The organism is Halobaculum marinum, from assembly GCF_029338555.1.
Classification (GTDB): domain Archaea; phylum Halobacteriota; class Halobacteria; order Halobacteriales; family Haloferacaceae; genus Halobaculum; species Halobaculum marinum.
In genome coordinates this window covers 2,307,525-2,328,340 of record NZ_CP119989.1, presented here as the reverse complement: position 1 = coordinate 2,328,340, position 20,816 = coordinate 2,307,525, and the positions used below count along the sequence as shown (strand labels likewise).

24 protein-coding genes are annotated in these 20,816 nt (G+C 69.5%); 16 read left to right on the top strand and 8 right to left on the bottom strand.

Annotated elements, in window-relative coordinates; genetic code table 11:
* Positions 1–45: 45 nt before the first annotated feature.
* A complete protein-coding gene (locus P0R32_RS12070; RefSeq protein ID WP_276237260.1) occupies positions 46–993 on the top strand; it encodes an HFX_2341 family transcriptional regulator in 948 nt (315 codons plus the stop codon).
* 27 nt (positions 994–1,020) lie between these two features.
* Here P0R32_RS12070 and P0R32_RS12065 read toward each other — a convergent pair whose 3' ends face one another.
* Positions 1,021–1,917, bottom strand: a complete 897-nt coding sequence (locus P0R32_RS12065) for a carbohydrate ABC transporter permease (RefSeq protein ID WP_276237259.1) — start codon at positions 1,915–1,917, stop codon at positions 1,021–1,023.
* Between the two features lie 281 nt (positions 1,918–2,198).
* On the opposite strand from P0R32_RS12065, the gene P0R32_RS12060 reads away from it, so the two are divergent.
* Positions 2,199–2,882 (top strand): hypothetical protein, encoded by a 684-nt coding sequence (locus P0R32_RS12060; protein ID WP_276237258.1) that lies wholly within the window; start codon positions 2,199–2,201, stop codon positions 2,880–2,882.
* Between the two features lie 134 nt (positions 2,883–3,016).
* On the opposite strand, the gene P0R32_RS12055 is transcribed toward P0R32_RS12060, so the two are convergent.
* Both P0R32_RS12055 and P0R32_RS12050 read right to left on the bottom strand, forming a co-directional pair.
* Complete coding sequence (locus P0R32_RS12055) at positions 3,017–4,108, bottom strand: hypothetical protein (protein ID WP_276237257.1); 1,092 nt, start codon at positions 4,106–4,108, stop codon at positions 3,017–3,019.
* A gap of 28 nt (positions 4,109–4,136) precedes the next feature.
* On the bottom strand, positions 4,137–4,910 hold the full coding sequence (locus P0R32_RS12050; protein WP_276237256.1) for a DUF1405 domain-containing protein: 774 nt from the start codon (positions 4,908–4,910) through the stop codon (positions 4,137–4,139).
* A gap of 300 nt (positions 4,911–5,210) precedes the next feature.
* Between P0R32_RS12050 and P0R32_RS12045 the strand changes: the two genes are divergently transcribed.
* Together P0R32_RS12045 and P0R32_RS12040 are read left to right on the top strand one after the other, a co-directional pair.
* Complete coding sequence (locus P0R32_RS12045; protein WP_276237255.1) at positions 5,211–5,909, top strand: DUF1405 domain-containing protein; 699 nt, start codon at positions 5,211–5,213, stop codon at positions 5,907–5,909.
* A 38-nt stretch (positions 5,910–5,947) separates the two neighbouring features.
* Positions 5,948–6,625, top strand: coding sequence for an ArsR/SmtB family transcription factor (locus P0R32_RS12040; RefSeq protein WP_276237254.1), 678 nt, complete (start codon positions 5,948–5,950; stop codon positions 6,623–6,625).
* 1 nt (position 6,626) lies between these two features.
* On the opposite strand, the gene P0R32_RS12035 is transcribed toward P0R32_RS12040, so the two are convergent.
* The gene (locus tag P0R32_RS12035) at positions 6,627–7,157 is read right to left on the bottom strand and encodes a DUF8526 domain-containing protein (RefSeq protein ID WP_276237253.1); all 531 of its coding nucleotides are present in this window, start codon (positions 7,155–7,157) and stop codon (positions 6,627–6,629) included.
* Positions 7,158–7,316: 159 nt separating this feature from the next.
* Here P0R32_RS12035 and gatD point away from each other — a divergent pair, with 159 nt between their 5' ends.
* The 5 genes from gatD to P0R32_RS12010 are packed head-to-tail and all read left to right on the top strand — an operon-like array spanning position 7,317 to position 10,449.
* Entirely contained in the window at positions 7,317–8,585 is a 1,269-nt protein-coding gene (gatD, locus tag P0R32_RS12030) for a Glu-tRNA(Gln) amidotransferase subunit GatD (RefSeq protein WP_276237252.1), read from the top strand.
* The gene (locus P0R32_RS12025) at positions 8,582–9,532 is read left to right on the top strand and encodes a GNAT family N-acetyltransferase (protein ID WP_276237251.1); all 951 of its coding nucleotides are present in this window, start codon (positions 8,582–8,584) and stop codon (positions 9,530–9,532) included. The genes gatD and P0R32_RS12025 overlap by 4 nt, the downstream gene beginning before the upstream one ends.
* 41 nt (positions 9,533–9,573) lie before the next feature.
* Positions 9,574–9,873, top strand: a complete 300-nt coding sequence (locus P0R32_RS12020) for a hypothetical protein (RefSeq protein WP_276237250.1) — start codon at positions 9,574–9,576, stop codon at positions 9,871–9,873.
* A 41-nt stretch (positions 9,874–9,914) separates the two neighbouring features.
* Positions 9,915–10,157: a hypothetical protein gene (locus P0R32_RS12015; RefSeq protein WP_276237249.1), complete on the top strand. Its 243-nt coding sequence runs from the start codon at positions 9,915–9,917 to the stop codon at positions 10,155–10,157.
* A 40-nt stretch (positions 10,158–10,197) separates the two neighbouring features.
* Positions 10,198–10,449: a hypothetical protein gene (locus P0R32_RS12010; protein WP_276237248.1), complete on the top strand. Its 252-nt coding sequence runs from the start codon at positions 10,198–10,200 to the stop codon at positions 10,447–10,449.
* A 34-nt stretch (positions 10,450–10,483) separates the two neighbouring features.
* Here the strand turns inward: P0R32_RS12010 and P0R32_RS12005 are convergent, their stop codons facing one another.
* A complete protein-coding gene (locus P0R32_RS12005) occupies positions 10,484–10,927 on the bottom strand; it encodes a DUF7975 family protein (RefSeq protein ID WP_276237247.1) in 444 nt (147 codons plus the stop codon).
* Between the two features lie 145 nt (positions 10,928–11,072).
* On the opposite strand from P0R32_RS12005, the gene P0R32_RS12000 reads away from it, so the two are divergent.
* Entirely contained in the window at positions 11,073–11,699 is a 627-nt protein-coding gene (locus P0R32_RS12000) for an adenylate kinase (protein ID WP_276237246.1), read from the top strand.
* Between the two features lie 85 nt (positions 11,700–11,784).
* The gene (locus P0R32_RS11995) at positions 11,785–12,699 is read left to right on the top strand and encodes a DUF106 domain-containing protein (protein ID WP_276237245.1); all 915 of its coding nucleotides are present in this window, start codon (positions 11,785–11,787) and stop codon (positions 12,697–12,699) included.
* Between the two features lie 48 nt (positions 12,700–12,747).
* Here P0R32_RS11995 and P0R32_RS11990 read toward each other — a convergent pair whose 3' ends face one another.
* The gene (locus P0R32_RS11990) at positions 12,748–13,452 is read right to left on the bottom strand and encodes an SDR family NAD(P)-dependent oxidoreductase (RefSeq protein ID WP_276237244.1); all 705 of its coding nucleotides are present in this window, start codon (positions 13,450–13,452) and stop codon (positions 12,748–12,750) included.
* Between the two features lie 140 nt (positions 13,453–13,592).
* On the opposite strand from P0R32_RS11990, the gene P0R32_RS11985 reads away from it, so the two are divergent.
* From P0R32_RS11985 to cruF, 3 genes are read left to right on the top strand one after another with little or no spacing between them, the layout of a single operon-like run.
* Positions 13,593–15,107 (top strand): phytoene desaturase family protein, encoded by a 1,515-nt coding sequence (locus tag P0R32_RS11985; protein WP_276237243.1) that lies wholly within the window; start codon positions 13,593–13,595, stop codon positions 15,105–15,107.
* A gap of 4 nt (positions 15,108–15,111) precedes the next feature.
* Positions 15,112–15,981: a prenyltransferase gene (locus P0R32_RS11980; protein ID WP_276237242.1), complete on the top strand. Its 870-nt coding sequence runs from the start codon at positions 15,112–15,114 to the stop codon at positions 15,979–15,981.
* A complete protein-coding gene (cruF, locus tag P0R32_RS11975; protein WP_276237241.1) occupies positions 15,978–16,895 on the top strand; it encodes a bisanhydrobacterioruberin hydratase in 918 nt (305 codons plus the stop codon). Before P0R32_RS11980 ends, cruF begins: the two co-directional genes overlap by 4 nt.
* A 22-nt stretch (positions 16,896–16,917) precedes the next feature.
* Here cruF and P0R32_RS11970 read toward each other — a convergent pair whose 3' ends face one another.
* Positions 16,918–17,877: a phytoene/squalene synthase family protein gene (locus P0R32_RS11970; protein ID WP_276237240.1), complete on the bottom strand. Its 960-nt coding sequence runs from the start codon at positions 17,875–17,877 to the stop codon at positions 16,918–16,920.
* Positions 17,878–18,051: 174 nt separating this feature from the next.
* Positions 18,052–18,228 (bottom strand): HVO_2523 family zinc finger protein, encoded by a 177-nt coding sequence (locus P0R32_RS11965; RefSeq protein WP_276237239.1) that lies wholly within the window; start codon positions 18,226–18,228, stop codon positions 18,052–18,054.
* A 106-nt stretch (positions 18,229–18,334) separates the two neighbouring features.
* On the opposite strand from P0R32_RS11965, the gene P0R32_RS11960 reads away from it, so the two are divergent.
* Both P0R32_RS11960 and P0R32_RS11955 read left to right on the top strand, forming a co-directional pair.
* Positions 18,335–19,864, top strand: a complete 1,530-nt coding sequence (locus P0R32_RS11960) for a molybdopterin-dependent oxidoreductase (RefSeq protein WP_276237237.1) — start codon at positions 18,335–18,337, stop codon at positions 19,862–19,864.
* A gap of 42 nt (positions 19,865–19,906) precedes the next feature.
* On the top strand, positions 19,907–20,767 hold the full coding sequence (locus tag P0R32_RS11955) for a ZIP family metal transporter (protein WP_276237236.1): 861 nt from the start codon (positions 19,907–19,909) through the stop codon (positions 20,765–20,767).
* Positions 20,768–20,816: the final 49 nt, after the last annotated feature.

Genomic DNA, 20,816 nt, shown 5'->3' with positions numbered 1-20,816 from the left:
GACCACGGCACCCTTTTGCCACGCCCGCCCGCACCTGTCGAACGAATGCAGACACACGTCGTCCCGGTCGGCTTCGACTACGACCGGCTCATCGCGCCGCTGGTCCGCGACCAGTTCGACGTGGACCGCGTCGTCCTGCTGGAGGGCGCCGTCGGGAGCGAGGCGAACGTCGAGTACTCGCGGAACCTCTCGAAGAAGTTGGAGACGGACTTTCGGAACCTGCTCGGCGCCGAGACCGAGCGCGTCGCCGTCGCGGACGTGTACGACTACGACGCCGCCTTCGAGCAGGCGTACGACCTGATCAACGCCGAGTTGGACGCCGACCGCGAGGTGTGGGTGAACGTCTCGTCGATGCCGCGGCCCGTCTCGTTCGCGTTCGCGACTGCCGCCCACTCCGTCACGCTCGAGCGGCAGGCCGACCGCGACCGCATCCACACGTACTACACGGCGCCCGAGAAGTACCTCGAGACCGAATTGGCGGAGGAACTGCGGGCGGACCGCGACCTGCTGCGCGACCTCTTGGACGGTGCGGAGGGAGACGCCGACGAGGAGGCCAAGACGGTCGCGGGCGTCGACGCAGACCGCGTGCGCGAGCGCCTCGACACCGCGACCGACCTGCTCGCGGAGTTCGACGAGCGCGGCACCACCATCGGCGCCAAGGAGGTCGACGGGCGCCACATCATCGAACTCCCCGTCGCCTCCTTCTCGAACGTGAAGCCGTTCGAGGAGGTGATCCTGTTCAAACTCGGCGAGGCGGGCGAGTTCGAGTCGGTCAGCGAGTTGGCGAAGGCGCTCGCGGGCACACTCGACGAGGAGTACACCGACTCGTTCCGCTCGAAAGTGATCTACAACGTCGACCGCCTCGGGCCGGGCGGGAAAGGGTACGTCGAGCAGGAGGCCCACGGAAAGTCCTACCGGACGCGCCTCTCGCGCATCGGGGAGTTGTGGGTGCGCGCCCACGCCGCCGAGGACGCCTCCGACTACGAGTGGTGAGCGCACTCGCTCCGCCACGCCCGGCGTTCACCGGTAGCCAGCGGTCAACCCCGCCACCACGTGGTCGTCTGCCAGCGCCAGCAGGAGCACGACGGGCACGAGTGCGATCACCGCAGCCGCGGCGGCGAACGAGGCGTTGGCGTTCCGGAGCCCCCGAATAACCGGGACGATCGGCGCCCAGTCCTGCGGGTCGCCGTTGGTCATGAGCAGCGAGAAGAAGAACTCCGTGTACACCTGGAGGAAGGTGAGCACCGCAGCAGTCGCGATGCCCGGGCGCGACAGCGGGACGATCACCCGGACGAGCGCACCGAGGCGAGTCGTCCCCTCGACGCGGGCGGCGTCCTCCAGGGTGTCCGGAATGCGCTCGAAGAACGTTGTGAGGATGAAGATGGCCAGCGGCATCGTCAACCCCGTCAGCGGGATGCCGGGACCGGCGGGCGTGTTGAACAGGTCGGGACTCGTGGCGGTGACGCCGAAGACCGACACCTCCAGCGCCCCAGAGAGCAAGCGGAACAACGGGATGACGAACGCAACCGGCGGGAAGTACGCCACACACAGCGTCACGATCAGGAGGGCTCGCTTCCCGGGGAACTCCAGTCGCCCGAACGCGTAGCCCGCGAGGCTCGCGACGACGACCACGGCGACCGTCGTGCACGCCGCGATCACGAGGCTGTTGAACACGTACCGGAGGAACTCCGAGCCGACCACGACGACGAGCACGTTCGTCGCCGTCACCGACTCGGGGACGAGTCCGGGCGCCGCCCCGGTCGGCGTCACCGCGACGACGAGCAGCCAGTAGATGGGGAACCCCGCGAACACGAGGAAGAATCCCACCACGACGGCGAACAGGAGTCGGTAGGCGGCTCCGGGATACCTGAGCGCGTTGTCGACCGCGCGAGCGATCCGACCGTCGTCCGTCGACATGGCGCAAGCGTGCGAGAGGTGTGTAGTAAGCGTTCGCATCGCCCCCGTCTCGACGATGGAGAGGGTGAGTGACGGAAACTGAGCGGATCCTCGGGGAGATGCCAGGCTCGATAGCCCCACGGATGGTGACGCGTCCCGACCGCCGCGAGACTCAGTTTGGCGTTCCCACCCGAGGCTAGTCTGTGTCCGTCTCCACGGCGCAGATCAATCTAGCCACATCGGAGTCGATCGTGTACTCGTTCTGAACGCACAGATATGTTAGCATCTAGCGTACTACGTTCGTGAACTCACGCACTCGCGCCTCCAGTATCGATCCCCCGTCGAATCAGATCTCACGTCGCACCGCCGTGAAGGCGCTCGGTGCGACCGCGGTCGGCCTCGCTGGGCTCCGCGCTGTCACCGGGCGCGCGAGCGCCGACGTGCCGGTGTCGCAGACGGCCTACCTGATCACGATGACCGGCAGAACGTCGAGTGGCGTCACGTTCACCCGGCCGGCACTCCTCGTGGTCGCTCCCACCATCGACCGAAGCGGTGCCTCCGGAACGGGTGTCAACGCACGGGACGTCGCCATTCGGTCGGGCTCACCCGGGAGCGCGCCCCAGGCCGGTTCGGTCTGGTTCGCGACGAACACCGGGCTCTACCCCGCGGTCGGCATTCCCGCAGACACCACCTCCCGGACCGCACAGATCGACATCGCGTCGGTCACGCAACCCGACTCGAACAGCATCGCGATCCGCCTCGACGGTGACCCAGGGGGGATCGCCCGCACGGCACTGTTGAACTCGTTCAACGCCCTGTCCGGACTCACGGCGAACGTGTATCAGATCTACCAGGGGGGGATGAACCTGCGCTTCTCCGATGACGCGTCCACTATCGAGGGAGAGCTACTCTTCGGTGGCATCGGGTACATCTACCCGGGGTCGGCGGCGATGGAGGCCCGCTTCAGCGGAACCGTGGTCTCGTAACCACCTGCGGAGGGAGTTACGGTACCCCGGGGTCGTCGGACATCACCGAGTAACGTCCGCGCGCGTGAATCGGGGCACCGTTCGACCCTGCGGGAGCGACGTCGAACGGCGCGAGACCGTCGAGGGACGACGAGTCAGAACTCGAACCCGCGCGGCGCCGCCCGTGGCGCCAGCGGGGTTCCGGGGAGTCGGTCCGACACCGCGGGGAGGTTGAACACGCCGGGGGCCACGTCGTTCGGGGCGTCCGGGTAGAACACCGACGCGAGCGCGTGCAGTTGGTCGCGACCGACGCCCAACTCGAACTGGCCGCCGCCGTACAGCGTGACCTCGTGCTCGCGGGCCCACTCCAGCGTGTCCGACAACGACTCTATCGTGCCGAACCGAGACGGCTTCACGTTCAGCCACTCGGGTTCCCACGGGAGCGCCTCGACGCTGTCGACGCCGGTGATCGGGTAGTCCCACGACACTCTGTGCGCTTCGCCCTCGAACACGTGGCGCGTCTCGTCGGTGATCGCTGGGTCCTCGATCACCGCGTTCGGGAACGAGTCGAGCACCCACTGGTAGAAGTCGGCGTCCGGTTCGACGTCCACCTCGGTCCCCTCGTACAGGCCCTTGAGGTCGAGCACGCGCACCTGGCTCGTGGGGAGCGCGGCGACCACCTCGTCTGTCCACTCGGGGGTCGGGTCGAGTTTGAACTCGATGCCGGGCACCCGTTCGGCGATGGCGGTCACCCGGTCGGCGGTCGGCGGATCCCCCAGTCGCGTCGACGCCGCGAACGTCACCGGGTCGCGGTCGCGGTCGAGCAGGCTCGCGAGGTCGGTGTCCGACTGCCGGAGCGCCAGGTCCGCCGCCGCGGACTCCACCGCCCAGCGCCGGTAGTGGTGGGCCGTCTCCCGTTCGGGGTCGCCCATCGGGAATAGGTCGACGTTGTCGAGGTGGGCGGAGAACTCACGAACCGTCCACTCGCCGGCGAACGCGTCGAGGAAGTCGACACCGTCGGCGGGCGTGCGGGGGTCGCGTCCGGGGTCGGCGAACAGCGCGTCGTGGTCGGGGGCGTCGTAGGTCACGTCCTCGCCGCGCCCGAGTTCGCCCGCCCCACGGAGTCGGACCGTCGTGGAGACGCGCTCGAACCCGGAGGAGGTGTCGCGCGACCGGCGACGCAGTCCCGCGGACTCGACCGTCAGCGGGAGGTCCGCGAGCGCGCGAAAGAGGGTGGGTTTGCTCACGGGACAACGTCGCCCCGACGAATCATAACTACTCGCCCGGTTCGCCCGACCGGAGCGCGCCGACCTCGAACTTCTTCACCCGGGTGGCGAGCACGAGGAACGTCGCCGTGAGCGTGAGCACGACCGCACCTGCAGCGGCGATTTCGTGGGTCGGCGACGGATGGGTGAACCCCAGCGTCCCCTCCAGCGCCACCTGCCCGGGCATCAGCGTGTGGTGTGGCGTCCCGACGATCGGCAGGAAGTAGTCGACCACGTCGTTGAGGCCGTACCACGCCAGCGCGACGGCGACCGCCTTCACCGGGAAGTCGGCGATGCGGTACAGGAGGAACCCCTCGACGGTCATCGCGAGGTGCGAGAACAGCAGGAACAGATACATCGGGAGCGGCGTCGTCGCGGTGAAGCCGTCGGCGAACGCGAGGAGGACGAACGGCGTCCACAGCCCGAGTTTCCAGCAGCCGAAGAACGCCAGCGCGTTCACGTACTCGTTCGAGCGCCCCAGTTTCCACAGGCCGAGCGCGAGCGCGATGAACAGCGTCGCCACGGGCGAGTCGGGGACGAACACCCACATCGACGGCGGCGTCCCGCCCAACTGCCAGGTGATCAGCGGGTCCGACAGCGGGAGCGGGTGGAAGCCGTAGTACCAGAAGCCGAAGGCGGTCCCGACGAGGTTGACCGCGACGACGAGCGCGGCGACGTGGAGGCCGAAGTTCTCCACCGCCCGCGGGAGCGGCGCGACGTACCACGGGAGGTCCGGCCGCTCGGGGAGACCGTCGTCGGACGTGAGGTCGGCGAGGAGGCTCATTCCGTTAGTCGTCGCTGGGGGCTTCGGGGCTTAGCGGTGGCGATGATCGATACGGGATCGGTGGTAGATCGACCGAACGACTGCTGCCGTCCCCACGAGAGCGGTTGCGAAGACCGCGACGAACACGAAGACCGCGAAAGTCCCACCCCGCGGTGTGTCGGCGATCATCGCCGGCGGCTGGTCGGGAGCCGGTCCGTCCCCGACACCCGCCTGCGCTGCTTCGGGGTGTCGGGGGCGCGGTGTGGTCCCGTCGCGAACCACGCGCCGTTATGCCGGAGGCGTACGAGACGACGGACAGACGTGGCCGACGACACCGCGACCCGTAACCCCCTGCCCGCGTCGCTCGCGGAGTTCTACCTGACGACGCCGTTCACGCTCGCGCTCCTCCTGCTCGCGAACGGGCTCGCGTTCCTCGTCGGCGTGCGCTACTACGTCGAGACGATGCCCGCGGTCGCGACGTACCTGTGGCCGTTGTACGGCGACTCCCCCACCGCCATCGCGCTCGGGACGCTCGTGCTCGCGGCGCTCGTACCGTTCGCCGGGCGGCGTCTCTCGTCGGTCACGCGGACGACACTCCTGTCTGTGCTGACGACGCTCGCAGTCGTCTGGCTCGTGAAGATGGGGCTGTGGACGTTCGTCGCGCTCAACATCCCCTTCGTCCGTGGCGACCTTCCGAACGACCTGTACGTCGGCTTCGACGCAGACTCGCTGTGGGCCTACTGGGGCATCCTCCTCACCCACGCCGCGTTCCTCGGGGAGGCGCTGCTGCTCGCTCGCGTCGGTCACACCTCCCGGCGGACGCTCGCGGCGGTCGCACTCCTCGCGCTCGCGAACGACGTGTTCGACTACGGCTTCCTCCTCGGCCTGCCGTTCGCGAACCACCCGCCGGTGCGCTACGACCCCGGGTGGACGCTCGCGGTGGGGAGTCTCGCGGCGACGGTCGTCGCGGTCGCGGTCGCAGCCACCGTGTTGCCGTCTGGCGAATCTACTGCTCGCTGACGCGGAGGTTAAATAGCCGGAGCGGTTACCACAGGTGTATGGACTCCGCGGTACTGCTCGATCTCCTCGGGAACGAGAACCGCCGGCGCATTCTCCGGCTGCTCTCGCACAAACCCTGCTACGTGACCGAGATCAGCGAGTACCTCGGCGTGTCGCCGAAGGCCGTCATCGACCACCTCCGGAAACTGGAGGACGCGGGGCTCATCGAGAGCCACACCGACGACCGGCGGCGCAAGTACTTCCACATCGCCCGCGACGTGCGCCTCGAAGTGAACGTCTCTCGGCACGGCTTCGGCACGAAGTCGGCGTACCCCGCGAACCCGAACCTCGACATCCAGGGACGGTGCCCGCACATGCACATCGACCTGGAGTTCTGGACGACCGAAGACGGCGAGGACGACGACGGCGAGGCGGCGGAGTTGGCCGCCGAGTTCGACCGCCTTCAAGACTTGGAGAACGAGTTGTCCCTGGCGCAACGGTGGGTCCACGGTCGGATCACCGACGTGCTCGACCGCCTCAACGACCGGCTCGGCGCCGACGCAGACTCTCGGTTCTACGCCAAGTTACTGGCGGCAGTGTCGTCGACCGACGGCTCGCTGCGATCGGTCGTCGAGGAGGTGAACGTGGAGCCGGAGGCCGTGGAGGAGGGGCTCCATCGCCTGTCGGAGGCCGACCTCGTCGTCCGGGAGGGCAAGCGATGGCGGCTCTCGGCGTAGGTCACTCCACGTCGCGCGTCAGCCCGTCGCGCAGGTCGCGCCCGAAGTAGACCCCCGCGACCGACAGGAGCACCCCGACCGTGACGCCCACACCCGCGATGGGAACCCCGTAGTCTGCGAGTAGGTTCGTTCCGAGCACCAGCGTCCCGGTGGTGAGCGTGCCGAGCAGGAACGCGCCGCCGGCGGCGAGCGCGCCCGCGACAGCGGTTTCGAGGTACGCGCGGCGCGAGCGGGCGAGCCCGAGGGCGAACGCCGCCGCGAACAATCCGACGTACCGCGCGAGGCCGCCGACGATGGGCACCGCAGAGCCGGCGACGAGGCCCGCGACGAGCACGAGGAGCGTGACGCCGAACCCCTTCACCGAGAACGGCGAGCGACCGAGGAGGGCGCGAGAGCCGTCACCCGAGTCGTCGGCGTCGTGGCCCGTACCGGTAGCCTCCTCCGTGGCGTCGGTGCCGCTGGCGTCGCCGGTGTCGTCGCTCCCCACGTCACGTTCGGCGAGCTCTTGCAGTTCCTCCAGACTCTTCGACATAGCTGTGAGTGGGCGACCCGAGGGTATGGTTCTTGTGTCGGGTCGCCTCGGACGGTCACGAGTGAGACCGCTGGACGGCACCAGATCGCTCGCGGCGAGGGCGGCGGGGGGAACCGCGGACGGGCAAGTTCAAGTTCGCCCCGACCGCTATCGCCACGTATGACCCCGAGCCCCGGAGACCGCGTCCGCGTGGAGCACGCGGCCGTCACCGACGAGGGCGTGTTGATGCCGTCGAGCGACGAGGACCACCTCGTGCTTAAGCTCGAGGGCGGCTACAACGTCGGCGTCGACCGCGCCGACGCGAGCGTCGAAGTGCTCGAACGCGGCGCCCGCGAGGTCGGCGACGACGACGCCGACGGCGACGCCTCCGCGGTGTCGTTCGACGACGACCTCCCGACGGTCGCGCTCATCTCGACCGGCGGCACCATCGCCTCCACCGTCGACTACCGCACCGGCGCCGTCACCGCCCGCTTCGACGCCGAGGACGTGCTGCGCGCCGTCCCCGACCTGGCGGGCCGCGCGAACTACCGCGGGCGTGTCGTCGCCAACATCCTCTCGGAGAACATGAACCCCGAGATCTGGACGGACCTCGCGGAGGCCGTCCGCGAAGAGGTCGAAGCCGGCGCCGACGGCGTCGTCGTCATGCACGGCACCGACACGATGCAGTACTCGGCGTCGGCGCTGTCGTTCATGCTCGACACGCCCGTCCCCATCGTGTTCACCGGGAGCCAGCGCTCTGCGGACCGCCCCTCCTCGGACAACGTGATGAACGCCGTCTGTGCCGTCGAGGCGGCCAAGTCCGACTGCGCGGAGGTGATGGTGTGCATGCACGGCACCCCCTCAGACGACTACTGTGCGCTCCACCGCGGCACCCGCGTCCGCAAGAACCACACCTCCCGTCGCGACGCCTTCCAGACGGTCGGCGCCGAACCGCTGGGTCGCGTCGACTACGGCACCGACGAGGACGACATCGCCGTCTCCTTCCGCGAGGGGAAGACGTACGCCCGTCGTGGCGACGCCGACCTCGACATCGCGCCAGACCTCGTCGAGGACGTGGAGTTGGTGAAGTTCACGCCCGGGATGGACCCCGCAGCGCTCGACTACCTCGACGGGAAGTCCGGCGTCGTGATCGAAGGGACGGGCCTCGGGCACGTCCACACCGACCTGATCCCGCGGTTTGAGGAACTGGTCGACGACGGCACGACCGTCGTGATGACGAGCCAGTGTCTGGAGGGGCGCGTCTGCGACCGCGTGTACGACACCGGGCGCGACCTGCTCGACGCAGGCGTCGTCGAGGCGGGCGACACGCTCCCCGGCACGGCGAAGGTGAAGCTGATGTGGGCGCTCGCGAACGTCGCCGACGCCGACGACGCGATGGGTCGCGACCTCGCGGGCGAACTCACCGAGGAGTCCAAGCCCTGGACATGAGCGACGGCGACTCCGGCACCGCCTCCGACCACGAGTTCACGATCCGGCAGGCTCGGGAGTCGGACGTGGAGCACGTCGTCCGCTTCACACAGGACACGTGGGGCGAGCGCCACGGCGACTACCTCCCGGACGTGTTCGCCGACATGGTCGCCAGCGACGACGAACGACAGCACACGATGGTCGTCGACGTCGACGACGGCGACGACGTGGCGGGCGTCCTCCAGTGTGTCATGCTGTCGGAGACGGAGGCGTGGGCGCAGGCGATGCGAGTCAACCCCGACTACCGCGGGCACGGCCTCTCGCCCGGCCTCTCGCGCGCCGGCTTCCAGTGGGCCCGCGACAACGGCGCCGTCGTCTGCCGGAACATGGTGTTCTCGTGGAACGTCGCCGGCCTCGGCCAGTCGCGAGCGGTCGGCTTCGGTCCCGCGACGGAGTTCCGGTGGCTCCAGCCGGAACCGGACGCCGACGCCGACCCGGACCTCGACGTGACCGCAGACCCCGACGCCGCGTGGGCGTTCTGGACCGCGAGCGACGCCCGCGACCACCTCGGCGGCCTCGCGCTCGACGGCGACGAGTCGTGGGCCTGCTCGGAGTTGACGCGGGCAGACCTCCGCGCAGCGGCCGACCGCGACGGCCTGTTCGTCGTCACGGACGGCGGGACGCGCGCGATGTCGGCGTTGGCGTACACCTACGACCGCGAGGACGAGGGCGGTACCGAGACCACGTGGGGCGTCTACCAAGTCGCCGCGTGGGCGGACACCGACGCGCTGGACGCGCTGACGGACGCCATCGCCCGCGACGCCGCCGACCGCGGCATCGACGACACGCGAATCTTGATCCCAGAGACCGTCGAGTGCGTCTCCGACGCCGCCGCGACGCGGACGCCAGTCTCCGACCAACCCGACTTCGTGATGGCCGCAGATCTCACTGACGACTCGCTGTTCTGAGGAGCGACCCGCTTTTGTCACCGCGCCGGGGACTCCCGTGCGTGGTTCCCATCGACGTCCTCCAGGTGTTCGGTGTCGTCCTCGCGACCGACGTCCCGCTGTTCGGGTCACTCCCGGGCGGTGGCGCCCTCGCGACCGCACTCCTGCTTCGACTCGTCCCGACCGTCGTCGTCGCCGGCCTCGTCGGCTGGGACGCCGGTCGCCAAAGCGCCAACCCACGCGCGTGGCCGACGGCGGCGGTGCTCGTCGGCGTCGCCAGCCTCCCCGCGCTGGTGGTCGTCGCCGCGCTGTACCTCGTCGCCGGGCGCGACGACGACGCCGCTGACGGCGGCGTCCCGTGACCGCCAGAGGAGTTATTCCGCCGGCGTGAGTCCCAAGCGGTATGCTCCCCGACGCGGCGCTCGTGCCGCTCCAGTTCGGCCTGATCGACCCCGGCCTCTTCGGCCTGCTCAACGTGCTCGTGGCCGTCGTCGTCGGCTACTTCACCTACCAGGACGCGAAGACGCGGCGGACGGACTCGCCGAAACTGTGGGCCGGCGGGATGGCGCTGGCGTCGCTCCTGTTGAACCTGCTCGGGTTCCTGCTCGCGTTCGCGGTGTACTACCTCGTCGTCATCCGCGACTGACTGTCGGTAGACCTATCAGCTAGACGTGTCATCCGCCGGTATGGTCCCTCTCCCGCTGTTCGGAGCGATACCTGGCGGTGTCGAACTGCTGATCGTGTTCTTCATCTTCGTCCTGATCTTCGGGCTGTTGATCCCGATCGGGATGGCCTACTGGGTGTACCGCGACGCGCAGTCGCGCGGTAACGACGACGCGACGCTGTGGGCGCTCGCGACGATGCTCGCCGGCCTGTTCGTCTCGATATTCGGCGCCGGGGCCGTCCTGATCCTCTACCTGCTCGTCGGTCGCGAGTGACGGCCGCTCGACTGGGTCGCCGCAGCCTCCGACCTCAGATCTGGACGACCCACGCCCGGTAGTCGTCGGGCTGATCGTACACCTCCGCGAACGCGCGGTCGAGGAAGCTCGCGAGCCGGTTGGCGTCCGAGCGCGCCGAGATGCGGAGGTTCGTCCCCTCGGCTTCCTCCGGTTCGGTCTGCTCGTCGACCCGGAACTCCGGGTAGTCGTCGAGCAGGTCGTGGAGCCGCGACAGTTCCTCGTCAGTGCAGTCGAGGTTGAACGTCTTCTCGGCGAACTGAATCCACGGCGGGGGCGAGTTCTCGTCGTCTGCGGCGTCGCCGTCGCCAGCCTCGTCTGACTCGCCGAACTGGAGTTCCTCGCGCGGCGGTTCCACCTCGATCGTGAGGAACGCGCTCCCGCGCTCGCGGTGGGCGGTGACGGCGTCCGCGAACAGCTTCCGGCGGTCGGCTGCCGTGTCGGCGTCGAAGCGGGTCATGGGGTGTCGTTCTCGCGGTCGACGCAAAAACCGGGCGGTCGCCCCCGAGCGGGTGGCACGCTGGCGGTCGCCGACCGAGGGGGTCGTGCTCGCGAACCGCGCCGGAATCCGCACGCCTTTCACCGTGGCCCCGGACCGAGGAGGTATGAGCGACCACCGAATCCTGTTGCTCGGGCCACCGGGTGCGGGGAAGGGGACGCAAGCGAAGCGCCTCACCGCCGAGTACGACCTCGACCACATCACGACGGGCGACGCGCTTCGCCAGAACAAGGAGATGGAGACGGAGTACGGCACGCCCGGCGAGTTCATGGACGCCGGCGAACTCGTGCCGGACCCGGTGGTCAACGAAATCGTCGTCGCGGCGCTGGCCGACGCCGACGGCTTCGTGCTCGACGGCTACCCGCGCAACCTCGACCAGGCGGAGTTCCTCACCGAGGAGACCGACCTCGACTACGTCGTCTTCCTGTCGGTGCCCGAGGACGTGCTCGTCGAGCGCCTCACCGGTCGGCGCGTCTGTTCGGAGTGTGGCGCGAACTACCACGTCGAGTTCGACCAGCCCGAGGAGGAGGGCGTCTGCGACGAGTGCGGCGCCGAGTTGATCCAGCGCGAGGACGACACCGAGGAGACGGTCCGCGAGCGCCTCCGGGTGTACCGCGAGAACACCGAACCCGTCGTCGAGCACTACCGCGACGAGGGGTCGCTCGTCGAGGTCTCCGGCGAGGGGACGCCCGACGACGTGTTCGAGAACCTCCGCGACGTCGTCGAGTCCTGAGGCGACGACACCGACCGCACGCACCGCCCGCGCGGGCGGCGCCGAGAGTACAACCTTCTTACGTGGCTGTCGCCTACGGCGGGTAATGGCACGAATCGAGAAGCGCGTCCGGGAGCTCGCGGCAGAGCCCGAGATGCGCGACGCGATCGAGATCGTCCTCGAGCGCGCCGAGGACGGCGAGATCCAGTGGGTCGACGTGCGCGAGGAGCTCACGAGCGGCCAGTGGGGTCGCCTCATCGAGCGCGGCGTCCTCGAAGACGGCGAGACGGGCTTCGCGCTGGCCGACCGCGCGGAGATCGAGGCCGGACTGGAGGCGCCGGAAGAGTCCAGCGCCGCCTCGACCGGGAGCGATGTCGAGCTTCCTGACTCCGACGGCGCGTCGTGGAGCATCTACGACAAGGCGGCGGGCGTGGTGACGCTGCTGTTCTTCATCGGCTACTCCTACGGGCCGGTTCGCAACGTCGTCGGCAGCACTATCGACCTCGTCCTCGGTCCGCTGCAGGATCTGCTCCCGCTGTACGCCGTGATTATCGTGATCGCGACGCTGACGGGGCTGTACTCCACGCTCTTGCGCGCGAACCTGATGGACATGGACCGCATGGCCGCCTACCAAGAGCGGATGAAGGACATCCAAGAGCGCCGCAAGGAGGCGAAGGAGCGCGGCGACGACGCCGCGATGGAGGCGATCCAGGAAGAGCAGATGGAGGCCATGGGCGACCAGCTCGGCATGTTCAAAGAGCAGTTCCGTCCGATGGTGTGGATCATGGTGTTCACGATCCCCGCGTTCCTGTGGATGTACTGGGGGATCGGCTTCCGCGGCGCCGAGGGCGTCTGGACCGACCTCCAGCCCATCGTCGTCCCCATCTGGGGACAGGTGACGTGGACGGAGACGCTGTTCATCATGCCCACGTGGATTATCTGGTACTTCCTGTGCTCGATGGCGTTCACCCAGATCATCCAGAAGGGGCTGAACATCTCGATGTCGCCGTCGACCTCGTAAGGCGACCGCGACTCGCCCTCACGGGCTGCCCGACGCTTCTCGCCGCTGTTATCTCGTCGCCGACTTCCACTCGCGGAGGCCGACGACCCCGCCGCCGTACTCCTCAGCGTCCGCCTCCGTCGCCGCCCACAGGAACATCGGCGCCACGTCCGCGGGGTCGCGACCGCCCGTGTTCCCGGTGAGCGCGGTGTTCACGAGCCCGAGGTCCAGTGTGAACACCGTCGCGTCGAGGTCCGCGTTCGCCTGCCGGACGACTGCCTCGGCGGCGGCCTTCGACACCGCGTACGCGCCCATCCCCGGCTTCGTCTCGCGGGCGACCGACCCCGACGGGACGAGGATCCGCGCGTCGTCGGTGAGGTAGGGGGTCGCCTCCTGGATGGTTGCGAACACGCCGCGGACGTTCGTGCGGACCGTGTCGTCGAACCGGCTGTACGGCTCCGCGTCGAGCGGCATCTCGCCGGGCGTGCCGTGGTTGACGGCGGCGTTGGCGACCACCACGTCGACGCCGGCGCCGTCGCCCGCTCCGTCGGCGTGGTGGAGCAGTCGTTCGAGGTCGAACTCGTCGCGCACGTCGGCGCGCAGTCCGGAGGCCGACCCCGCCCCCGACGCCGACAGCGCGGCGACCGTCTGGTCGACATCGTCGCCAGACCGCGAGCAGACGACCACGTGTGCACCCTCGGCGACGAACGCCTCGGCGACCGCGCGACCCACCCCACGAGTCGCGCCGGTCACGACGACGGTTGTGTTGTCCATGTGTCCGACTGGAGGGGCGGCGCGACCGTAGGGGTTGCGGGCGCGCACCCGCCCGCTCGCGATTCCCGTCCTCAGGCTGGGGACGCGACCCCCGTCCCGTCCGCCCATCCTTTATACACGACCCCGTCGTAGCCGGTGTAATGCGAACACCCCGAGACCGCTCCTCGCTGGCCGGCGAGGACGTGGTCGTGATCGGCGGCGGCTTCGGCGGGCTCTCGACGGCCTGCTACCTCGCCGACGCCGGCGCGGACGTGACCCTCCTCGAGAAGAACGAACAGCTCGGCGGTCGCGCCTCGGTGCTGGAGGAAGACGGCTTTCGCTTCGACATGGGGCCGTCGTGGTACCTGATGCCCGACGTGTTCGAGACGTTCTTCGGCCACTTCGACCGCGAGCCGTCGGACTACTACACGCTGTCGCGACTCGACCCCCACTATCGGATCTTCTTCAAGGACGGCGACCAGGTCGACATGGTCCCGGACCTGGACGCGAACCGCGAGACGTTCGAGTCGTACGAGGCGGGCGCAGGCGACGCCTTCGACGACTACCTCCAGAAGTCCGAGCGCAACTACGACATCGGGATGGAGCACTTCGTGTACGAGCACCGCGACGACCTCCGCGACTTCGTCGACCTCGACGTGCTCCGCTACTCGTGGGGACTGTCGCTCATCGGCTCGATGCAAGACCACGTGGAGGACTACTTCGACCACCCGAAGCTCCAGCAGATCATGCAGTACACGCTGGTGTTCCTCGGCGGGTCGCCGCACAACACGCCGGCGCTGTACAACCTCATGAGCCACGTCGACTTCAACCTCGGCGTCTACTACCCCGACGGCGGCATCGGCGCCGTCGTCGACGGCATCGTCGAGTTGGGCGCGGAGTTGGGCGTCACCTACGAGACGGACACGCCCGTCACCGCCATCAAGGGTCAGCGCGGCGGCTTCAAAGTGGAGACGGCGACCGCCGACGGCGACGCGGGCGACACCTACTACCCGGACCTGGTCGTCAGCGACGCCGACTACGCCCACACCGAGCAGGAACTGCTCGCGCCGCGCAAGCGCCAGTACGACGCCGACTACTGGGAGTCGCGCACGTACGCCCCGTCGGCGTACCTCCTGTACATGGGCGTCGAGGGCGACGTGGAAGAACTCGCCCACCACACGCTCGTGCTCCCGACCGACTGGGACGACCACTTCGAGGACATCTTCGACGACCCGGCGTGGCCCGACGACCCCGCGTACTACCTCTGTGTGCCCTCGAAGACCGACGACACCGTCGCGCCTGAGGGCCACTCGAACCTGTTCGTGCTCGTGCCCATCGCGGCGGGACTGGAGGACACGCCCGAACTGCGGAGCCAGTACCGACAGCTCGTCCTCGACGACATCGCCGACAACACGGGCGTCGACCTGCGCGACCGCCTCGTGTACGAGAAGGAGTTCTGCGTCGACGACTTCGCCGACCGCTACAACTCGATGATGGGGTCGGCGCTGGGGCTGGCGCACACGCTCCGCCAGACCGCGCCGTTCCGCCCCGGCCACGAGTCCAGCGAGGTCGACGGCCTCTACTTCACCGGGTCGACGACGACGCCCGGCATCGGGGTGCCGATGTGTCTCATCTCCGGCCTGCTCACGGCGGAAGTGATGGGCGGGTCCACGTAGACGGATGGAGGCGTACGCCGGAGCCACGGCACGAGGTCGCTACCTCCTGAAGCTGTCGCGCCCGCGCTTCTGGTTCTACCTCGCCGGCCCCGTCGTCGTCGGCGTCGCCTTCGGCGCCGCGACCGTCCCAGAGCTGTTCCGCCCGGCCAACTTCCTGCTGTTCGGCTACTTCCTACTCCCGGCGAACCTGTTCTTGTACGGCGTCAACGACGTGTTCGACCGCGACGTCGACGAGGTGAACCCGAAGAAAGACGAGCGGGAAGTGCGCTACGACGGCGGCCCGCTCGTGCCGGCGGTCGTCGTCGCCTGCGCGGCGCTCGGCGCCGGGACCTTCGCCATCTCGCCGCGGGCCGCGTGGCCGTTCCTCGCGGGCTTTCTGCTCCTCGGCGCGGAGTACTCCGCCCCGCCGTTCCGGTTCAAGACGACGCCGGTGCTCGACTCCGTGTCGAACGGGCTGTACGTCCTCCCCGGCGCGGCCGCGTTCGCGCTGGTCGCCGGCGAGGCACCGCCGGTCGCGGCGCTCGTCGGGGCGTGGCTGTGGGCGATGGGGATGCACACGTTCTCGGCCATCCCCGACATCGAACCGGACCGCGAGGCCGGCATCCGCACCACCGCGACCGTGCTGGGCGCCGAGCGCACCTACGCGTACTGCGCCGCCTGCTGGCTTGTGTCGGCGGGCGCGTTCGCGGTCGTCGACATCCGCATCGGCCTGCTGTTACTCGTGTACCCAGCGGTCGTGTTCGGCATCTACTGGTCGGGCGTCGCCGTCGACCGCGCGTACTGGTGGTACCCCGCCATCAACACTGCCGTCGGCGCGCTCCTCACGATGGGGGCGCTCACCCGCATCGTCCCCCCGGAGGCGGTGTTGCCGTGAGCTCCGACGCCGGAATCGGCCGACTCGGCGACCTCCGCGAGGCGCTGCCCGCAGACCGCCGCGAGGCGGAGGGTGCGCTCGACGCGCTCGTGCGCGAGAACCGCTTCACGATCTCCGTGGTGTTCCCGCTCGTCGGTGCGGTCCTCCTCGTCGCGAGCGCCGAGGGCGTCTTCGACGGGACGCTGCTCGAACCGCTGGCGTTCAACGGCGGCATGATCCTGCTGGGGACGCTCGTGATGCGCTCGCCGCTGGTCGTCGGCCTGGCGCCGCTGGTCGGTCGTCGCGAACTCGCGGGCATCGGCCTGCTGTCGGCGTACGCCTACGGTATCGAGTACGTCGGCGTGACCACCGGCTGGCCGTACGGCGAGTTCGAGTACCTCGTCGCGCTCGGGCCGGAACTGGGCGGCGTCCCGCTCGGCCTCCCGGTGTTCTTCCTCCCGCTCGTCGCGAACGCGTACCTCCTGTGTCTGCTCCTGCTCGGCGACCGTGCGGACCGAACTGCAGTCCGCCTGCTGGCGGTTATCGCCCTCGTGCTCGTGATGGACGTGGTGCTCGACCCCGGCGCCGTCGCGTTGGGCTTCTGGGCGTACACGGGCGTCGAGAACGTCGGCGCGCTCGGCGTGCTGTCGGGGGCGGGGTTCTACGGCGTCCCGCTGTCCAACTACGCGGGGTGGGTCGTCTCCGCGACGGTCGCGGTCGTCGTCCTCGACGCCGCGTTCGACCGACGCGACCTGCGTCGCCGCCTGGCCGACTGCGAGTTCATGCTCGACGACATGGTGAGCTTCGTGCTACTGTGGGGCGGCGTCAACCTGTGGTTCTGGAACCCCGTCGCCGCGGTCGTCGCCGCCGGTATCGGCGTCGGCCTGCTGCGCGCCGACCGGTTCGACGCGTCGCTGTTCAGGCGGGCGTCGTGAGGGAGAACCGCTCGCGGACCGACTACCGAGCGGGGACGCGGTCCGCGTGGCCGGCGCCCGACCGGTTCGGCTCGCTGTCGCCGTAGGCGACACACGAGACGCGGCGGAACACCGTCTCGGGGTCCTTACAGCGGAACCACGCGATTCGGGTGCGCACGAACAGCTTCAGCTTGCGGAACGTGCTCAACGAGGGCGTCTCGGAGAGCGTGTCGTACCCGCGCTCGCGGATGAGCGCGTGGTGTTCGGCGTACAGCACCGCCGCGAGCAACACCGCGAACTGGCAGTCCTCGGGGAGGTACTTGATCCCCGCGACACCCTCCTTGTACAGCGACTCGGCGCGACGCAGTTCGTGGCGCATCACGGCCTCGACGCCGTCGTCGAACTCGAATCGCTTCAGTTGGGCTTCGGTGACGCCGTACTCGCGGAGGGTCTCCTGCGGGAGGTACACGCGGTCGAGGTCGACGATGTCCTCGCGCACGTCGCGCAGGAAGTTCGACAACTGGAACGCGTCGCCCAGCGCCGTCGCGTGCGGCAGCGCCGCGTCGGGTTCGTCCGGCTCCATGACGGCGGTCATCATCCGACCGACCGCCGAGGCGGAGCCGTCCATGTACGCCTCCAAGTCGGCGTACGTCTCGTAGCGCTCGGTGTCGATGTCCGACCGCATCGCGTCGACGAACGTCTCCACGTCCGCGTCGGCGATGCCGTGCGTCTCACACAGCTCCGCGAACGCCGATAGCACGGGGTCGTCCGTCTCGACACGCCCGAGTGCAGCGTCGCACAGACGGTCGAGTTCGCGCCGCTGTTCGTCCGGCGGGGCCGTCTCCTCGGCGTCGACGACCTCGTCGGCGACGCGGAAGAACGCGTACAGCACGTACGTCGGCTCGCGGACCCGTTCGGGGAGGACGCGGGTCGCGAAGTGGAACGTCTTCCCGGTGCGCTGCTGGATGCGCTTGCTACGGGCGATCTGGTCGTCGTCTACCATCGCTGGTTCGGCGCACCCCACGCTCTGCCAGCACTGTGCCGTCCACGCATCTGGATAACAATTAGTACGGCACCACACACTATAACAGTTGGTGCCGGTCACGGCTTGCGATTTTGCGCCCTCTGCGAACCGACAGAGTTCGGGGTTGAGGCGTCGCGATTGGTGTGCGTCCCCTCAGCCGTAGAACGGATCCGAGCAGTCGAAGACGACGCCGTGCTGTGGGCAGACGTACTCGCAGTGGCGGTGGACCATGGACGTCCCGCAGTAGGGACACGGGCGGGTCCGCTTGACCGCCTCGCCGTCCACCCGGTCGACGGTCGACCCTCCGTCCGCGTCGTCGGCGTCGCTCATGGTGGAGCGGTGGGGGTCCCCCGACAAAGCGATTCGGGTCACCCGCGGTCCGCAGGCCCACACGAGCGCGGAATCGATTTACCGCGTCGACCCGTGGGACACACGAATGGAGTCTCCCGCCCCCGACCGACTCGCGGTCGCCGTCGCCTCCGGCGTCGCGGTCGTCGCCGGGACGTTCCTGCTCACGGGGTTCACGCCCCGCTGGGTCGTCGTCGCGCTCGCACAGACGGTGATCCTCCTGCTCCCCGACGCGCTCATCGCGTCTGGCATCCAGGGGCTCGGGAGCACTGCCCAACCGCTGTTGGTGGCGGGCTCCGGGCTGCTCGCGGTCGCGCTGTTCGCCGCCATCGCCCTACTCGCGACGCGATTCGGGCGTGGCGCCGACCGCGAGCGAGCCGAGACCGTCTTCCTCGTCGCCGCCGTCCAGACGCTGGCGGCGTTCCTCCTGACGATCACTCCCGGAGCGGCGGTGCTCGGCGGCGCCCTCGGCGGCGCGACCGTCGGTCTCGCCGGGGCGAGGGCCACCGACCCGGTCTCGGGGCCCGACCGGCGCGGCCTCCTCCGGTCGGCGGGCGTCGCGACTGTCGCCGTCGCGGCGGCGGGTGCCGGTCCGCTCGCGCGAGCGGTTCGGGCGGCGACGACGCCCGCGGACACCCGCGGCGACGCCGACCCGGACCCGCTGGTCGAGCGACTGCTCGCGGTCGCCGAGGAGCGGTCGTTCGAACTCGCGGGCGCAGAGCCGCTCGTCTCGGAGTCGTTCTACGTCGTCGATAAGAACCCCGCCGACCCGCGCGTGGACGCCGACGAGTGGACGCTGTCGGTGACGGGCGCTGTCGACGAGGCGGTCGAGGTGAACCTCGACGACCTGCGAAGCCGAACGGCTCAGCACCGCTTCGAGACGCTCAGGTGCGTCGGCGACCCGGTGAACGGCCGGAAGATGGACACCGCCCTCTGGACGGGCGTCCCCGTCTCCTCGCTGTTGGCCGAGGCGGGCGTCGACGACGAGGGCTGCTGCGTGATGCTCCGCGCAGCGGACGACTACTACGAGGAGTTCCCCCTGTCGGCGCTCGAAGACGGCCTCCTCGCGTGGGGGATGAACGGGCGCCCGCTCCCCCGGGGGCACGGCGCGCCCGTCAGAGCCCTGATCCCTGGTCACTGGGGCGAGATTAACGTGAAGTGGCTCACCGAGATCGAGGTGCTGACCGAGGAGGCGACCGGCTACTGGGAGCAGAAGGGGTGGCACGGCACCGGCCCGGCGTCGACCGTCGCGAAGATCCACCACGTCGAGACGCGTGAGGACGGCGCCGTCACCGTCGGCGGCCACGCCTACGCCGGCACGCGCGGTGTCTCGGCGGTCGAGGTGTCGACCGACGGTGGCAACACGTGGGCGACCGCCGAGGTGACCGAGCGTCTCCCGGGGGCGACGCCCGCCGACGCCGACCCGGAGTCGACCGAGGCGGTCGGCGGCGCGGCGGTAGACGCCTGGCGCGGGTGGCGCCACGAGTACGTCGCCGACGGCGAGCACGAGGTGGTCGTGCGGGCCGTCGAACGCGACGGCACCGTCCAACCGAGCGCGGAGACGGACCCGTTCCCCTCGGGTGCGTCCGGGTGGGTCCGGCGGTCGGTCGATCCCTGAACGATCGGAGCGATTATTAACCGCGGTTGCGAGGTTAGTAACATGGCCGATATTATAACCGAGTCGTCTGGCGTTCATATCGGCGACCGCGGACGCCTCCTGGGCGTGGTGTCCACGGCGGTGCTGGTGGCAGCGAGCGCGCTCGCGTTGACGACCGGGCGGATCAAACTGTTCGGTATCGCGTGGATCGCGTTCGCGGCGATGGCCGTCGCGGGGTGGCTGGGCGGGCGGACGCCGGGGCACCACACCGGGACGCTCGTGTGGGGCTACGGCCTCGCTGCGGGCGCGATGGTGACGAGCGCGGCGGTGTTCCTCCTCCCGCAGGCGATGGGCCAGAGCGCGGTGTTCGGCGGATTCGGCGTCGCGCTGGGCCTCCTCGTCGGCTACGGTGCCCACACGCTGGGGCACCGTCTCGCGCACATGGACCTCCCGCTGGACCGCTCGCTGGCAGAGTTGACCGCCCACGCGTTCAGCGCCGGCGCGATCATCGGCATCATCTACGGCAACATGCCCGAGTTGGGGCTGCTGCTCGGCCTCGCAATCGTCTCGCACAAGGGGCCGGCGGGGTACGCCGCGGTCCACCGGTTCGCCGGGCGTGGCGGCGAGTGGAGCGCCATCCTCCTGCCGGCGGCGGGCGTCGGCATCGCCGCCATCGCCTCGTCGTTCCTCGCGCTCCCGGCGTCGGCGGCGGTGCGCGGCGTCGTCTTCGGCTTCGCGACCGGCGTGTTCCTCCACGTCGCGATGGACTTCCTCCCCGAGTGTGAGATCGGCAGCGAGGTCCACGAGTCGCTCGACCACGAGGGCGACGCTCACGAGTTACTCGACCGCCTCCGCGTCCACGCGGTCGCCAGCACCGCCCTCGGCGCGCTGGCGGTGTTCCTCGGCTGGCTCGCGATCGCGTAACGAAGCGAGAATCGGGGGTCCGTCTCGACGACGGATGATTGACTACCGG

What these genes read in the sequence shown, in the direction of transcription:
- P0R32_RS12015 (WP_276237249.1), top strand. Translation starts at nt 9,915, where the DNA reads ATGCTCCCCGACGCGGCGCTCGTGCCGCTCCAGTTCGGCCTGATCGAC.
- gatD (WP_276237252.1), top strand. Translation starts at nt 7,317, where the DNA reads ATGACCCCGAGCCCCGGAGACCGCGTCCGCGTGGAGCACGCGGCCGTC.
- P0R32_RS11990 (WP_276237244.1), bottom strand. Translation starts at nt 13,452, where the DNA reads ATGGACAACACAACCGTCGTCGTGACCGGCGCGACTCGTGGGGTGGGT.
- P0R32_RS11970 (WP_276237240.1), bottom strand. Translation starts at nt 17,877, where the DNA reads ATGGTAGACGACGACCAGATCGCCCGTAGCAAGCGCATCCAGCAGCGC.
- P0R32_RS11980 (WP_276237242.1), top strand. Translation starts at nt 15,112, where the DNA reads ATGGAGGCGTACGCCGGAGCCACGGCACGAGGTCGCTACCTCCTGAAG.
- P0R32_RS12035 (WP_276237253.1), bottom strand. Translation starts at nt 7,157, where the DNA reads ATGTCGAAGAGTCTGGAGGAACTGCAAGAGCTCGCCGAACGTGACGTG.
- P0R32_RS12010 (WP_276237248.1), top strand. Translation starts at nt 10,198, where the DNA reads ATGGTCCCTCTCCCGCTGTTCGGAGCGATACCTGGCGGTGTCGAACTG.
- P0R32_RS12040 (WP_276237254.1), top strand. Translation starts at nt 5,948, where the DNA reads ATGGACTCCGCGGTACTGCTCGATCTCCTCGGGAACGAGAACCGCCGG.
- P0R32_RS11955 (WP_276237236.1), top strand. Translation starts at nt 19,907, where the DNA reads ATGGCCGATATTATAACCGAGTCGTCTGGCGTTCATATCGGCGACCGC.
- P0R32_RS11995 (WP_276237245.1), top strand. Translation starts at nt 11,785, where the DNA reads ATGGCACGAATCGAGAAGCGCGTCCGGGAGCTCGCGGCAGAGCCCGAG.
- P0R32_RS11985 (WP_276237243.1), top strand. Translation starts at nt 13,593, where the DNA reads ATGCGAACACCCCGAGACCGCTCCTCGCTGGCCGGCGAGGACGTGGTC.
- P0R32_RS12005 (WP_276237247.1), bottom strand. Translation starts at nt 10,927, where the DNA reads ATGACCCGCTTCGACGCCGACACGGCAGCCGACCGCCGGAAGCTGTTC.
- P0R32_RS12025 (WP_276237251.1), top strand. Translation starts at nt 8,582, where the DNA reads ATGAGCGACGGCGACTCCGGCACCGCCTCCGACCACGAGTTCACGATC.
- P0R32_RS12050 (WP_276237256.1), bottom strand. Translation starts at nt 4,910, where the DNA reads ATGAGCCTCCTCGCCGACCTCACGTCCGACGACGGTCTCCCCGAGCGG.
- P0R32_RS11960 (WP_276237237.1), top strand. Translation starts at nt 18,335, where the DNA reads ATGGAGTCTCCCGCCCCCGACCGACTCGCGGTCGCCGTCGCCTCCGGC.
- P0R32_RS11965 (WP_276237239.1), bottom strand. Translation starts at nt 18,228, where the DNA reads ATGAGCGACGCCGACGACGCGGACGGAGGGTCGACCGTCGACCGGGTG.
- P0R32_RS12070 (WP_276237260.1), top strand. Translation starts at nt 46, where the DNA reads ATGCAGACACACGTCGTCCCGGTCGGCTTCGACTACGACCGGCTCATC.
- P0R32_RS12000 (WP_276237246.1), top strand. Translation starts at nt 11,073, where the DNA reads ATGAGCGACCACCGAATCCTGTTGCTCGGGCCACCGGGTGCGGGGAAG.
- P0R32_RS12065 (WP_276237259.1), bottom strand. Translation starts at nt 1,917, where the DNA reads ATGTCGACGGACGACGGTCGGATCGCTCGCGCGGTCGACAACGCGCTC.